15 protein-coding genes and 1 pseudogene are annotated in these 13,013 nt (G+C 72.2%); 6 read left to right on the top strand and 10 right to left on the bottom strand.

Annotated elements, in window-relative coordinates:
- Window positions 1-13 precede the first annotated feature (13 nt).
- Window positions 14-1,312: a metallophosphoesterase gene (locus JHAT_RS24185; protein WP_077800356.1), complete on the top strand. Its 1,299-nt coding sequence runs from the start codon at window positions 14-16 to the stop codon at window positions 1,310-1,312.
- On the opposite strand, the gene JHAT_RS24180 is transcribed toward JHAT_RS24185, so the two are convergent.
- The 10 genes from JHAT_RS24180 to JHAT_RS24135 all read right to left on the bottom strand — a co-directional run bounded on the left by JHAT_RS24180 (window position 1,303) and on the right by JHAT_RS24135 (window position 8,496).
- A complete protein-coding gene (locus JHAT_RS24180) occupies window positions 1,303-2,049 on the bottom strand; it encodes a TetR/AcrR family transcriptional regulator (protein WP_077800355.1) in 747 nt (248 codons plus the stop codon). The two genes, JHAT_RS24185 and JHAT_RS24180, sit on opposite strands and share 10 nt — an antisense overlap.
- An 11-nt stretch (window positions 2,050-2,060) precedes the next feature.
- Window positions 2,061-2,549: a thiol-disulfide oxidoreductase DCC family protein gene (locus tag JHAT_RS24175; protein WP_077800354.1), complete on the bottom strand. Its 489-nt coding sequence runs from the start codon at window positions 2,547-2,549 to the stop codon at window positions 2,061-2,063.
- Between the two features lie 4 nt (window positions 2,550-2,553).
- Window positions 2,554-2,961 (bottom strand): hypothetical protein, encoded by a 408-nt coding sequence (locus tag JHAT_RS24170; RefSeq protein ID WP_077800353.1) that lies wholly within the window; start codon window positions 2,959-2,961, stop codon window positions 2,554-2,556.
- Window positions 2,962-3,081: 120 nt separating this feature from the next.
- The gene (locus JHAT_RS24165) at window positions 3,082-3,492 is read right to left on the bottom strand and encodes a VOC family protein (RefSeq protein WP_077800352.1); all 411 of its coding nucleotides are present in this window, start codon (window positions 3,490-3,492) and stop codon (window positions 3,082-3,084) included.
- A gap of 41 nt (window positions 3,493-3,533) precedes the next feature.
- Entirely contained in the window at window positions 3,534-4,154 is a 621-nt protein-coding gene (locus JHAT_RS24160) for a Uma2 family endonuclease (RefSeq protein WP_077800351.1), read from the bottom strand.
- Between the two features lie 163 nt (window positions 4,155-4,317).
- Window positions 4,318-5,091, bottom strand: coding sequence for a succinate dehydrogenase iron-sulfur subunit (locus JHAT_RS24155; protein ID WP_077800350.1), 774 nt, complete (start codon window positions 5,089-5,091; stop codon window positions 4,318-4,320).
- On the bottom strand, window positions 5,091-6,845 hold the full coding sequence (gene sdhA, locus JHAT_RS24150) for a succinate dehydrogenase flavoprotein subunit (protein ID WP_077800349.1): 1,755 nt from the start codon (window positions 6,843-6,845) through the stop codon (window positions 5,091-5,093). The genes JHAT_RS24155 and sdhA overlap by 1 nt, the downstream gene beginning before the upstream one ends.
- Window positions 6,846-6,864: 19 nt before the next feature.
- Window positions 6,865-7,347: a succinate dehydrogenase hydrophobic membrane anchor subunit gene (locus JHAT_RS24145; protein WP_077800348.1), complete on the bottom strand. Its 483-nt coding sequence runs from the start codon at window positions 7,345-7,347 to the stop codon at window positions 6,865-6,867.
- Between the two features lie 5 nt (window positions 7,348-7,352).
- Window positions 7,353-7,733, bottom strand: a complete 381-nt coding sequence (sdhC, locus tag JHAT_RS24140; protein WP_077800347.1) for a succinate dehydrogenase, cytochrome b556 subunit — start codon at window positions 7,731-7,733, stop codon at window positions 7,353-7,355.
- Between the two features lie 262 nt (window positions 7,734-7,995).
- Window positions 7,996-8,496: a 2-oxo-4-hydroxy-4-carboxy-5-ureidoimidazoline decarboxylase gene (locus JHAT_RS24135; RefSeq protein ID WP_077800346.1), complete on the bottom strand. Its 501-nt coding sequence runs from the start codon at window positions 8,494-8,496 to the stop codon at window positions 7,996-7,998.
- Between the two features lie 224 nt (window positions 8,497-8,720).
- Between JHAT_RS24135 and JHAT_RS24130 the strand changes: the two genes are divergently transcribed.
- From JHAT_RS24130 to JHAT_RS24110, 5 genes and pseudogenes are all read left to right on the top strand, one after another.
- Window positions 8,721-10,349, top strand: coding sequence for a glycoside hydrolase family 20 protein (locus tag JHAT_RS24130; RefSeq protein WP_375603585.1), 1,629 nt, complete (start codon window positions 8,721-8,723; stop codon window positions 10,347-10,349).
- Between the two features lie 121 nt (window positions 10,350-10,470).
- Window positions 10,471-11,016 (top strand): hypothetical protein, encoded by a 546-nt coding sequence (locus JHAT_RS24125; protein ID WP_077800345.1) that lies wholly within the window; start codon window positions 10,471-10,473, stop codon window positions 11,014-11,016.
- 87 nt (window positions 11,017-11,103) lie between these two features.
- Window positions 11,104-11,673: a hypothetical protein gene (locus JHAT_RS24120; protein WP_077800344.1), complete on the top strand. Its 570-nt coding sequence runs from the start codon at window positions 11,104-11,106 to the stop codon at window positions 11,671-11,673.
- 439 nt (window positions 11,674-12,112) lie between these two features.
- Window positions 12,113-12,775 (top strand): RNA polymerase sigma factor, encoded by a 663-nt coding sequence (locus tag JHAT_RS24115; protein ID WP_077800343.1) that lies wholly within the window; start codon window positions 12,113-12,115, stop codon window positions 12,773-12,775.
- Window positions 12,775-13,013, top strand: a pseudogene (locus JHAT_RS24110) (hypothetical protein); the annotation flags it as partial. The gene JHAT_RS24115 and the pseudogene JHAT_RS24110, both read left to right, overlap by 1 nt.

The raw sequence follows: 13,013 nt of genomic DNA, 5'->3' as shown, positions 1-13,013 counted from the left end.
GGGATCCGACGGCATGGTGGTCGTCTTCGCGCTCGTCGCACTGGCCGTGGTGGCCGTGGTGGTGACGGCCAACTGGTACGTGTGGCGGCGCCTGTTCCGCGACACGACCCGCGGTCCCGGCACCGCGCGCCGCATCGGCGCCGTGGTGATCGCCGGCGGCTGGGCACTGGCCGTCGGCGCCCTGGTCGCCGAGCGCGCCGGCGCCCCCTTCTGGCTGCAGCGCACCCTGGCCTGGCCGGGCTTCCTGTGGCTGGCCCTGGCGCTCTACCTGCTGCTGGCGGTGCTGGCGGGCGAGGTCGTACGGCCGCTGCTGCGCCGGTTCCTGGAGCGGCGGGCGGCCGCGCGGCCGGCGGACCCCGGTGAGCTGCCCGCCCCGGCCGCGGACCCGGAGCGCGTACCGGCGGGCACCGCGCCGCCCCGGACACCCCCCGCCGACCCCGAGCCGTCCACCGCGTCCGGCACCACGCCCCCGAGCCCCCTCGCCGTCCCCTCGCGCCGCCTGTTCGTCTCCCGCGTCGTCGCCGGTGCCGCGGCCGCGGCGGCCGTCGGGACGGTCGGGTACGGCACGTACGGCGTGCTGCGCGGCCCGAAGGTGAAGCGGGTCACCGTGCCGCTGGCCAAGCTGCCGCGCGCCGCGCACGGCTTCCGCATCGCCGTGGTCAGCGACATCCACCTCGGCCCGGTGCTCGGCCGGGGCTTCGCGCAGACGGTCGTCGACACGATCAACTCCACGCAGCCCGACCTCATCGCCGTCGTCGGCGACCTGGTGGACGGCAGCGTGAAGGACCTCGGCCCGGCGGCGGCGCCCCTGTCCCGGCTCGGGGCCCGGCACGGCGCGTACTTCGTCACCGGCAACCACGAGTACTTCTCCGGCGCCGAGCAGTGGGTGGCCGAGGTACGCCGCCTCGGCCTGGTCCCGCTGGAGAACGCCCGCACCGAGCTGCCCCACTTCGACCTGGCCGGCGTCAACGACGTGGCGGGCGAGGACGAGGGCCAGGGCCCCGACTACGTCAAGGCCCTCGGCGACCGTGACCGGGACCGCGCCTGCGTGCTGCTCGCCCACCAGCCGGTGCAGATCCACGACGCCGTCGAGCACGGCGTCGACCTCCAGCTCTCCGGCCACACCCACGGCGGCCAGCTCTGGCCGGGCAGCCTCGTCGCGGGCGCCGCCAACCCGACGCTGGCGGGCCTGGAGCGCTACGGCGACACCCAGCTGTACGTCAGCCGGGGCGCGGGCGCCTGGGGCCCGCCCACGCGGGTCGGGGCGCCGTCGGACATCACGGTGATCGAGCTGGCGTCCCGTCAGGCCTGACCGGTGGCCTTCCTGGCCGCCGGGTCGGGCAGCGCGCCCGTCATGCCGGGCAGGAAGTCCGTGAACAGCTCGTGCACCTCGCGCACCAGCGGGCGCAGCACCCGGAACCTGGCCAGCGCGACACCCCGCGCGGTGAGCCGGGCCCCGCGCTCGGCCAGCCGGTAGCTGCGCTCGCGGCCCGGGGTGCGGTCGAAGACCCAGTACAGGACCAGCCCCATCTGGGAGAGCCACATCAGCTCGGGCAGGATGTCCCGCAGCTCCTCGGGCACCTTGGTCCTGGTGCCGGCCAGCACCTGCCGGTGGACGCTGATGGCCTCCACGCGCGCGTGCTCCGACTCCGGGGAGAAGGGGCTGAGCGGACTGTCCGGGTCGGCGGCGTTCTTGAAGAACTGCACCGCGAACTCGTGGTACGGCGTCGCGATGTCCAGCCACGCCTTCAGCACGCCGGCGAGCCGCGCCTCCAGGTCGGTCTCCTTCGCCAGCACCTCGCGGACCGCCGCCTGGTGCTCGGCGGCGATCCGGTCGTAGAAGCCCTGGATCAGGTGCTCCTTGCCCGCGAAGTAGTAGTAGGCGTTGCCGACGGAGACGCCGGCCTCCTGGGCGATGGCCCGCATGGTCGTCCGGTCGTAGCCGCGTTCCTGGAACAGCCGCATGGCCGTCTCCAGGATCAGCGCGCGGGTCTGTCCGGACTTGCTGAGGGGGGCTCCGCCGTCGGGGCCGTCGTTGGTCGCAGGCACGAGAAGAGAGCCTAACGAGTGACGCAGGCGCCGTCGTCGCAGCCCGGCCCGGTGTACAGCCACCCCAGCCGCGGCTCGTAGACCCACCCGTCCGCGCGGCGGTACCCGTCGCCGCCCCACCGCCGCTGCCCCTCCCGCCACTTGGCGGCGGCCAGGACGGCGCCCCGGGCCAGCCGGGCGCCGGTGGGCGTGGCGAGCCGGTGGGCGAGGCGGCGGTACCCGCGCAGCGCCCACAGGACGACGATCCAGGCGGCGGCGCCCCGGTAGACCTGCCCGGCGTCGCCGACGGCGGTGACCTCGTCGAGGGAGGCGCCGTGGTCGAGCCCGGGGAAGCACCGCCGGGCCTCGTCCGACCCGGCCGGGACCAGCTCCAGCGGCACCAGCCGGGGCTGGCGCAGCAGCCAGTCCCGCACGTGGGTGCACAGGGAGCACTCGGCGTCGTAGAGGACGGTGAGCCGGCGCACGGGGGCGCCGGCCGCCGTCCCGGGAGCGGGGGCCATCGGCTCAGGCCCCGGCCGTCGGGGCCACCCAGCCCTGCGGCGGGACCGGCGGCACCTGCTCGCGCTCCATCATGCCGCGCCGCCGGATCTTGTTGAGCACGTACACGTTGCCCAGGTGCATCACGCCGAGCACCAGCAGCACCACGCCCAGCTTGGTCGACAGCGCCTCGAAGATGCCGCGGGTGTCGGTGATGGTCTCGTCGTCGCTCAGGTACAGGGCGACGAAGCCGAGGTTGACGAGGTAGAAGCCGACCACCAGGAGGTGGTTGACGGCGTCGGCGAGCTTCTCGTTGCCGTGCAGGACGTCGGCGAGGAAGACCCGCCCGTTGCGGCTGAGCGTGCGGGCCACCCAGACGGTCAGACCGATGCTGACGACCAGGTAGATGACGTAGGCGATGACGGTGCGGTCCATGCCCCACCCCTTCTTGAACGCGTTCAAAACGCTGACAGGGGTGACTGTAGACCTGCTTTTGAACGTGTTCAACTCAAGGGTGGAGTGGTCCGCGTCACGCGACCGGTGGCCGCGTCGGTCCTACGGCCGGCGGCCCAGCTCCGGGCGCTTGGAGTAGTCCGTGAGGCCGATGACGTTGCCCCACGGGTCGGCGAACTCGACGGTCCAGCCGGTGGCGACGGGGAACGGCTCGTCGAGCGGCGCGACGCCCGCCTCGCGCAGCGCCCGGGCCGCCGTGCGGGCGTCGGGGACCTCCAGCCAGACCCGCGCGGAGGGCCACGGGGGCGGGCGCCGCCCGAACTCCTCCTCGGCCCGCAGCAGGACGCCCGGCGTCTCGCCACCGACCTTCAGCAGCGCGATGCCGGCCTCGTCGAGCCGGAAGGCCACGGGGAAGCCGGCCCGCTCGTAGAACCCGACGGCCTCACCGAGGTCCCCGACGGGCAGCAGCACGTTGTCGAACCCGAGCAGTTCGTACGACTCGTCATCTGACATGGCGTCAGGCTAGGACGGTCATCGCCCGGAACGGCTGATTGTCAGCCCTCGTCGGGCGCGGGCTTCGTCCGTCCGGCGGCAAGGATCTCGGCGACGTCCAGCGTGACCTCGGCACCGAGGGAGCCGGGGAGGGTGACGTGCTCACCGGGGGAGTGGACGCGGTGGGTGTAGTAGTCGGCGCAGTCGGGGTCGGTGAGGACGTGGAGCCGCTCGTGCTTGCGGTCGACGATCATGTAGACGGGGACCATGGCGGCGGCGTAGGCGGTGACCTTGGCCCTCAGGTCGTTCTTCCAGTTGCTGGAGGTGACCTCCAGGACGAGACGGAAGCAGACCGGGTCGTAGCAGTTGTTCTCGACGAGGTGGTCGTCGATGTCGGCATCCACGATCGCCAGGTCCGGAATGGCGTAGTCCTCGGCGTCGGTGGGCAGCCAGAGACCGATGCCCTGGTGTACTTCGGTTTCGCCGTCGTCAAGGCCCGCAGCGATGAACGGGCGCATGAGTTTGGTGAGGGCCCGCGAGTGCGGAACGTCGGGGGGCGGGGTCACGAGGAGCTGGCCTCCGATGATCTCGACGCGGTAGCCCGGGTTGCGGTCCATGAGGCGGTTCGCCTCCGCGATCAGCGGAAGGTCGCCGTGGGGCAGCTCTACGGATGCTGCGGACATCGCGTGCCTCCTGGGGGCTGGTGTCGAGAGCATCATCGTAGGCCGGACCGGGCCCGCGGGGTGCTTCATCGGCCCTTCACCCGAACGCGTGGCATATGCCAGAGGGCCCCGCTTCCAGGGGAAACGGGGCCCTCACCGGCCTACGGCGGCGAACCGACGGACGTCAGAAGCGGCGCGTGATCAGCGCCCGCTTCACCTCCGCGATCGCCTTGGTGACCTCGATGCCGCGCGGGCAGGCGTCCGTGCAGTTGAAGGTCGTGCGGCAGCGCCAGACGCCGTCGCGGTCGTTGAGGATCTCCAGCCGCTGCTCCCCGGCCTCGTCACGCGAGTCGAAGATGAAGCGGTGGGCGTTCACGATCGCGGCCGGGCCGAAGTACTGCCCGTCGTTCCAGAACACCGGGCACGAGGACGTGCACGCCGCGCACAGGATGCACTTGGTCGTGTCGTCGAAGCGCTCGCGGTCCTCGGCGGACTGCAGGCGCTCGCGCGTCGGCTCGTTGGTGTCCTTCGTGATCAGGAAGGGCATCACGTCCCGGTACGCCTGGAAGAACGGCTCCATGTCGACCACGAGGTCCTTCAGGACCGTCAGGCCCTTGATGGGCTCGACCGTGATCGGCTTCTCGGGGTTGATGTCCTTGATCAGCGTCTTGCAGGCCAGCCGGTTCTTGCCGTTGATCCGCATGGCGTCGGACCCGCAGATGCCGTGGGCGCAGGAACGGCGGAAGGTCAGCGTGCCGTCCAGGTCCCACTTGATCTTGTGAAGGGCGTCGAGGACGCGCTCCTTCGGGTCGATCTCCAGCTGGAAGTCCTGCCAGGTCGCCTCGGCCGAGACCTCCGGGTTGAACCGGCGGACACGGACCGTGACGGTGATGTAGGGGGAGTCGGCGAAACCGGGCTCGGGGGCCTTGTCGCTCTTCTCCAGGACAGGGGTAGCCATCAGTACTTACGCTCCATCGGCTGGTAGCGGGTCTGGACGACCGGCTTGTAGTCCAGACGGATGGACTCGGTGCCGTCGTCGCCCACCTCGCGGTACGCCATGGTGTGGCGCATGAAGTTGACGTCGTCGCGGTTGGGGTAGTCCTCGCGGTAGTGACCGCCGCGCGACTCCTTGCGGGCGAGCGCGGAGACCGCCATGACCTCGGCCAGGTCGAGCAGGTTGCCCAGCTCGACGGCCTCCAGCAGGTCGGTGTTGAACCGCCGGCCCTTGTCCTGGATGGCCACGTTCTTGTAGCGCTCGCGCAGCTCGGCGATCTTCTCGACGGCCGTCTTGATCGTCTGCTCGGTGCGGAACACCATGACGTTGGCGTCCATGGTCTCCTGCAGCTCGCGGCGCAGCGTCGCCACCCGCTCGGAGCCGGTGGAGGTGCGCAGCCGCTCGATCTGCTCGACGACCAGGGACTCCGGGTTCTCCGGCAGCTCGACGAAGTCCGCCTTCTGCGCGTACTCCGCGGCGGCGATGCCGGCCCGCTTGCCGAAGACGTTGATGTCCAGCAGCGAGTTGGTGCCCAGGCGGTTGGCGCCGTGCACGGACACGCAGGCGACCTCGCCGGCCGCGTACAGGCCCGGCACGACGGTGGTGTTGTCCGCGAGGACCTCACCCTGGACGTTGGTCGGGATGCCGCCCATGGCGTAGTGCGCGGTGGGCTGGATCGGGATCGGGTCCGTGTAGGGCTCGATGCCGAGGTAGGTCCGCGCGAACTCCGTGATGTCGGGCAGCTTGGCGTCCAGCTGCTCCGGCGGGAGGTGGGTGAGGTCGAGGAAGACGTGGTCGCCCTCGGGACCGCAGCCGCGGCCCTCGCGGATCTCCGTGTAGATGGAGCGCGAGACGACGTCACGGGACGCGAGGTCCTTCATGACCGGCGCGTACTTCTCCATGAAGCGCTCGCCGTCCTTGTTGCGGAGGATGCCGCCCTCACCGCGGGCGCCCTCCGTCAGCAGGATGCCCATGCGCCAGATGCCGGTCGGGTGGAACTGGAAGAACTCCATGTCCTCCAGCGGCAGCCCGCGCCGGTACACGGCGGCCTGACCGTCACCGGTCAGCGTGTGCGCGTTCGACGTCACCTTGAAGAACTTGCCGGTGCCGCCGGAGGCGTAGATCACGGACTTCGCCTGGAAGACGTGGATCTCGCCGGTCGCCAGCTCGTACGCCACCACGCCGGCGGACTTCTTGACGCCGTCGACCTCGGTGATCAGCTGGTCCAGGACGTAGAACTCGTTGAAGAACTCCACGCCCTCCTTGACGCAGTTCTGGTACAGCGTCTGGAGGATCATGTGGCCGGTGCGGTCCGCGGCGTAGCAGGACCGGCGGACCGGGGCCTCGCCGTGGTTGCGGGAGTGACCGCCGAAGCGGCGCTGGTCGATGGTGCCGTTCGGCGTCCGGTTGAACGGCAGGCCCATCTTCTCCAGGTCGAGGACGGAGTCGATGGCCTCCTTGGCCAGGATCTCGGCGGCGTCCTGGTCGACCAGGTAGTCACCGCCCTTGACCGTGTCGAAGGTGTGCCACTCCCAGTTGTCCTCCTCCACGTTGGCCAGCGCGGCGGCCATGCCGCCCTGCGCGGCGCCCGTGTGGGAGCGGGTGGGGTAGAGCTTGGTCAGGACGGCGGTGCGGCTGCGCTTGGTCGACTCGATGGCCGCGCGCATGCCGGCGCCACCGGCGCCGACGATGACGGTGTCGTACTTGTGGATCTTCATGATTCTCGCAGCCCCGTGCCTAGCGGATGTTCGGGTCGAAGGTGAAGATCACCAGCGTGCCCAGCAGGATGGTGAACACCGTGGCGGTGTAGAGCAGGCCCTTGAGCCACAGCCGGGTGTTCGGCCGCTCCGCGTAGTCGTTGATGACCGTGCGCAGGCCGTTGGCGCCGTGCAGCATCGCCAGCCACAGCATCAGCAGGTCCCAGACCTGCCAGAACGGCGAGGCCCAGCGGCCGGCCACGAAGGCGAAGCCGATCTTCGAGACGCCGCCGTCCAGCACGAGCTGGATGAGCAGGTGCCCGAGGACCAGGACGACCAGCACCACGCCGGACAGGCGCATGAAGAGCCAGGCGACCATCTCGAAGTTGCCCCGGGTGGACTTCGGGGTCTTCTTGGTCCGGACGCGGGGGGCTTCGATCAGCGGTGCCGGGTTGTCGACCGTGTAGACGGAGGCGCCCTCGACGGGGCCGATCCCGGAAGCGGTGGATTCAGAGGTGGACATGCGCGTCAGCTCCCGAACAGTTCACGAGCGGCGTGGCCGAGGACGGGGTAGATCGCCCCGAGCATCAGCACGACCCAGACGGCGACGACGGCCCAGAGCATCTGCTTCTGGTAGCGGGCGCCCTTGATCCAGAAGTCGACGGCGATGACACGCAGACCGTTGAGCGCGTGGAACAGGATGGCGGCGACGAGGCCGTACTCCAGCAGCGCGACGATCGGGTTCTTGTACGTGGCCACGACGGTGTCGTAGGCCTCGGGGGACACGCGGACGAGCGCGGTGTCCAGCACGTGAACGAACAGGAAGAAGAAGATGAGGACGCCGGTGACTCGGTGAGCCACCCAGGACCACATTCCTTCCCGGCCGCGGTACAGCGTTCCAGCCGGCACGGAAATTTCCTCCGGGAGCGGGGATTGGGGCCGCGCCGGCTTTCCTTGTCGGTCGGGCCCGGCCGGGTACGGTCCACCGGCCCCCAGCATGGTAGCGACGTGTTCCTGTGCTGCTTACGGGGGGCCTGCCTATGTGATCAAAGTTGCACTCAAAGGAGCAGTCGGCCGACTGCGGACGGCTACCGGAACGGCATGGTTCGCCCGGATTCCGGGATGCGGGCCGCCGGCGGTCGCTCGCGACCGCGCGGCGGAGCCGCCGACGTCATGGCCCCGTGTCCCCGAAGGTGCAGGTCAGGCGCGTCTCCGCCAGGCGCCGGAGCTCTTCGGCCGCCACCAGCCGTTCCTCGTCCGGATCGTTCGTCAATCGTGACCGGATGGCCGCCAGGGCGTGGTCCAGCGCCTCGTTCGGCGGCATGCCGTCCAGGCAGATGGCGAACGCGTGTCCGAAGCGGCTCTCGTAGGCCGCCGTCGCCGCGCTCAGGGCCGTGTGGGCCACCGCGTACATGTCCTCCGGCAGGGCGGGCAGGGCCTCGGCCGCCAGCGCCTCCGCCAGGTCCCGCGGGGTCAGGTCGTACGTCGCCTCGTCGGCCGCCGCCAGCAGCGCCGGCAGGTCCGGGTAGGGCCGGTGGGAGACGAGGAGCCGGGCCCAGTGGCGGCTGTTCAGGCAGGCGAGCAGGGTCCGGACGGCCTCGTCGGCGGGGACGGTGTTGAAGTGCTCCAGCGGGGAGCCGACGGCCGGCGCGGCGCGGGTTTGCGGCGGCACCGGTATGGCGACTCGGCCGGGGAGGTCTGGGAGGCGGTGCACAGGCGGCGTGGGTCCTTGTGGGCGTCACGTGTGTGTCGGCAGGGGATTGTGCGAAAGATGTGCCGACACGTTATCGAGCAAGGACATCACCTGTCCGTACGCTGCCCGAATTTCACCCGAACGGAAGAGTTTCGGAACATGTGGTGGACGCGTTGTGGAGCGGGCGGACTTAGGTTGGCGATGTGAGCCAGCACGGACGCCGGACACCGGCGCACAAGGTCAGGCAGCGGGCGGTGATCGCCGGCGCGGCGGTCGCGGCGCTCGGCGTGGGAGTCGGCCTGTGGGCCACCGACGGCGACGGGAGCGCCGGGCCCGCGGGCTCCGCGGCACGGTCCTCCGACGAGGCGGCCGCCCCCTCCACCCCGCCCGCTCCCAGCCGCTCCTACGCCCTGTCCCAGGAGCCACGGACCATACCGGCCGTACGGCAGCACACCCCGGCCCGCGGCCCCGGCTGGCGGCCCGGCCCCGGTCACCGGGTCGTCGTCGCCGACGCGTCCCTCGCCGACGAGGGGCGCCTGGTGGCCGGCGAGCTGGGGATGGCGTACGCCGGCGAGAAGGACGACGCGCGCGCCGGGGACCTGCGGCTGGAGATCGAGGCCGACGAGGGCGCGAACCCCGAGTCGTACACCATGACCGTGCGCGACGGCCGCGTCACCGTCAGCGGGCCGGCCGAGGCGGGCGTCTTCTACGGCACCCGCACCCTGAAGCAGGCGGTGGACGGCGGCGGCACCGCGCCGGAGGGCGTGGTGAGGGACGAGCCGGCCAAGCCCAAGCGGGGCTTCATGCTCGACATCGCCCGCAAGCACTACGACGCCGACTGGATCAAGGACCGGGTCCGCGAGCTGGGCGACCTGAAGTACAACGAGCTGGGCCTGCACTTCTCCGACGACCAGGCCTTCCGCATCGAGTCCGACTCGCACCCGGAGATCGTCTCCCAGGACCACCTGACCAAGGCCGAGGTCAAGGAGATAACCGACCTCGCCGCCTCCCGGCACATCACCGTCGTCCCCGAGATCGACTCGCCGGGACACCTCGGCGCGGTGATCGCCGCCCACCCCGACCTCCAGCTGCGCAACGCCCGGGGCACGGCCACGCGCGGCGCGATCGACATCTCCAAGCCGGAGGCCGGCGAGATCGTCGACGACCTGCTGAACGAGTACGCCGCCCTCTTCCCCGGCTCCCAGTTCCACCTGGGCGCCGACGAGTACCAGGCGCTCGTGGTGCCCGACCCCGAGGCGTCCTACCCGACGCTGGCCGCCGCCGCCCGCAGGGCCTACGGTTCCGGCGGCACCGTCGCCGACCTCACCACCGGCTGGCTCAACGACCGCGCCAAGACCGTCCTGGCCGACGACCGCACCCCGCGCGCCTGGAACGACGGCTTCTTCAAGGACACCTCCGTCGAGCCCCTGAAGGACATCAAGGTCGCCTACTGGACCGGCAAGGAGATCGGCGCCCGGCCGCCCGCGGAGTACCTGGGCGCGGGCCGCGAGGTCCTCAACTACAACGACGAGTTCCTCTACTACGTGCTCGGCGAGCCGCAGACCTTCGTCTACCCGACCGGCGAGCGCATCTACGAGCAGTGGACCCCGCGCGTCCTGCGGGGCACCACGGCCGTCGACGCGAAGTACGACGACCAGATACTCGGCGGCAGCTTCGCGGTCTGGGGCGACATCCCGAACGCCCAGACCCCGGCCCAGGTCGCCGCCGGCATCCGGCTGCCGCTGGCGGCGACGGTCCAGAAGCTGTGGGACCCGGACAGGCCCGAGCTGTCCTGGACCGACTTCAAGACGCTGGCCGACCGGCTCGACTGACCGGCTCGACCGACCGGGGCGCGGGCCGGTCGCGCCGTATCGTCCGATCCGGCTGCGCACTCCCGTGCGACTGTGGTGATGTGTGGGCGAGCCGAACCGACACGCCGGGGGGAGCCGGGACATGGGCTACTGGGGATATTTCGTCGTGGGCCGCGCCGAGCGGCCGCTCGTGGAGCTGGACGCGCTGGCGGGCGCCGCGGACATGGACCTGCGGGCGTCCGCGCCGGGCGGCTGGCAGCTGTGGGAGTACCCGGGCGGCGAGGGCGACGTCGGCAACATGAACGACCTGGCCGCGCAGACCGGCGCGCCCGCGCTGTTCGGGTACGTCATGGACAGCGCCTGCGTGGTCGTGGAGGCGGCGGCGCCCGGGGGCGGGGCGTGGACGACCTGCCTGGCGCGGACCGCGATGGCCCAGTACCTCGGCGCCGAGAACGAGGGGCTCACCCTGGAGGACTACTTCCTCGAGCCCCGTGACGCCGCCGAGCGTGCCGTCGCCTGGGCCGCCGAGGCCGGGCGCACCGCGGACGCCGGGGAACTGACCGACGTGCTGGCGGCGGAGCCGGGGGACGGCGCGGTCCCCGGCCCGGGCTCCGCGTCCGGGGCGGCCCCGACGGCCGAGGACCTGTTCTTCCGCTTCCTCGACCGGCTGGGCGTGGTGCCGCTGTGACACTCGCGGGCCGTCGCGCGCAGTAGGGGGAAGTGCGGGGTCCGCGGCGGAGCGCGGGCCGGGGCGGTAGGGACGAGGAGGCGCCGGATGAGTCTGGTGGAACTGATCGCGCAGGCCGACGCACGCGGGCTCGCCGCGAGCGGACTCGCCTGTCTGGACCGCTGCCTGCCGTTGCTGGACGGCGACGACGACGTGCTGCGGCCCTTGTGGGCGACCCTCGCCGACGGGGACGCGACCGGGGGCGGGCCCGCCTGGGCACCGGGGTGGGAGCAGGTGCGCGGCGAGCTCGCCGGGCCCGACGCGGCCGGTGAGGACGAGGCCGTCCTGCTGGCCCGGCGGATGCTGGCCGCCGCCCCGGCCGGGTGCTCGGCCGCCGAGGTGCGGGCCTGGGCCGACGCCTGCTCCGTGGCCTCGCTGCGGATCCACCGGCTCCTCGACCCCGCGACGGTGGCCGCCGGTGGCGCCGACACCGGCGGCGAGGAGTCCGCGTGGGGGACGTCGCCGCTGGTCGTCGCCGAACTGCGCCGCCAGGTCACCGTCCTGGAACTGCTCGCGGGCCACGGCCCGGCAGGGCTGCGCGGCGCCCTGGACGTGTCCGTCGAGGGGCGCCGGGTGCTGCGGGCGGTGGTGTCCCGCAGGGCGCGCGGACGGGGTTGACGCCCGCCGGGCCGTGACCGCCCCGCGGGGACGCAGGCAAGGGAAGAAGGCGGGCCGGGGCCGCGGCGGGTGGCCCCGCGCCGGAGGCGACGGCGGTGGCCGGGGCGACGGCCGGAGCCGCCACCCCCCACAGGAGAGGCCCCGGCCGTCGCGCGGCACGGGTCGCGCGGCGGCCCGCACTCCCTACAGCGTCGCCTTCGCGTTTTCTGTCACACCTCACCGAGTCACGGCTTAGTTGCGTCTTGTACGGCAATGCGATGAGGACATGGACGAGCGGCGGTTTCAAGACGTAACGTGCCTTTCGCGCCGACCAGCGGGGGAGCTTCCTCCCGCATCACACCAGCGGTGGACCACCGCAACCACTCCATGTGGAACCACGACGGCGAGCACCCGGTCCGCGAGAGCGGTACCGGCTCAGGCGCAGAGAGAGGCGCGTTCGGTGCTGGGGGACGACGCGGAGCTGACCGCCGCGGTGCGTGCGGCACAGGACGGGGACGAGACCGCGTTCCGGACGGTGTACCGGGCGGTGCACCCGCGGTTGCTCGCGTACGTGCGGACGCTGGTCGGTGATCCGGACGCCGAGGACGTGGCATCCGAGGCGTGGCTCCAGATCGCCCGTGACCTGGAGCGTTTCGACGGTGACGCGGACCGGTTCCGCGGCTGGGCCGCCCGCATCGCCCGCAACCGCGCGCTGGACCACATCCGTCTGCGCGGACGCCGGCCCGCGATCGGCGGCGACGAGACCGAGCTGGCCGGCCGGGCCGCCGATTCCGACACCGCCGGTGAGGCCATCGAGGCCCTGGCCACCGACAGCGCCCTCTCCCTCATCGCACGGCTGCCCCAGGACCAGGCCGAGGCGGTCGTCCTGCGGGTGGTCGTCGGCCTGGACGCCAAGAGCGCGGCCCGGACGCTGGGCAAGCGTCCCGGCGCCGTCCGCACGGCGGCGCACCGCGGGCTCAAGCGCCTGGCCGAACTGCTCGGCGGCGATCCGGAATCCATCGGGGCGCTCCACGCCGTGCCGCCCCAGCGAGAACCGCGCGGCCGTGCGGTGACGTCCGCGACTGTGACGCATACGCGTGCGCGGACGCAGAAGGACATGTGATGGCGGACGAGCAGGACGGGTGGCTGGACCGTGAAACGGCGGAGGTCCTGCTGCGCGGGGAGTCGCTGAAGGCCGTCGACCCCGCGGTCCGGGACCGGGCCGAACGGCTCGCCGGGGCCCTGGAGGCCCTCGCGGCGCACCCCGCCCCGACCAGCGGCGAACTGCCCGGTGAGGCCGCCGCGCTGGCCGCCTTCCGCAAGGCGCGCGACGAGCGCGCGGGGGAGCGGGCCGACGTGCC

It is taken from the genome of Streptomyces sp. JHA26 (genome assembly GCF_002005565.1).
Lineage (GTDB): Bacteria > Actinomycetota > Actinomycetes > Streptomycetales > Streptomycetaceae > Streptomyces.
This window is presented reverse-complemented; position numbering and strand designations above follow the sequence as displayed.

What these genes read in the sequence shown, in the direction of transcription:
- JHAT_RS24185 (WP_077800356.1), top strand. Translation starts at nt 14, where the DNA reads ATGGTGGTCGTCTTCGCGCTCGTCGCACTGGCCGTGGTGGCCGTGGTG.
- JHAT_RS24175 (WP_077800354.1), bottom strand. Translation starts at nt 2,549, where the DNA reads ATGGCCCCCGCTCCCGGGACGGCGGCCGGCGCCCCCGTGCGCCGGCTC.
- JHAT_RS24170 (WP_077800353.1), bottom strand. Translation starts at nt 2,961, where the DNA reads ATGGACCGCACCGTCATCGCCTACGTCATCTACCTGGTCGTCAGCATC.
- JHAT_RS24165 (WP_077800352.1), bottom strand. Translation starts at nt 3,492, where the DNA reads ATGTCAGATGACGAGTCGTACGAACTGCTCGGGTTCGACAACGTGCTG.
- JHAT_RS24160 (WP_077800351.1), bottom strand. Translation starts at nt 4,154, where the DNA reads ATGTCCGCAGCATCCGTAGAGCTGCCCCACGGCGACCTTCCGCTGATC.
- JHAT_RS24155 (WP_077800350.1), bottom strand. Translation starts at nt 5,091, where the DNA reads ATGGCTACCCCTGTCCTGGAGAAGAGCGACAAGGCCCCCGAGCCCGGT.
- sdhA (WP_077800349.1), bottom strand. Translation starts at nt 6,845, where the DNA reads ATGAAGATCCACAAGTACGACACCGTCATCGTCGGCGCCGGTGGCGCC.
- JHAT_RS24145 (WP_077800348.1), bottom strand. Translation starts at nt 7,347, where the DNA reads ATGTCCACCTCTGAATCCACCGCTTCCGGGATCGGCCCCGTCGAGGGC.
- JHAT_RS24125 (WP_077800345.1), top strand. Translation starts at nt 10,471, where the DNA reads ATGGGCTACTGGGGATATTTCGTCGTGGGCCGCGCCGAGCGGCCGCTC.
- JHAT_RS24120 (WP_077800344.1), top strand. Translation starts at nt 11,104, where the DNA reads ATGAGTCTGGTGGAACTGATCGCGCAGGCCGACGCACGCGGGCTCGCC.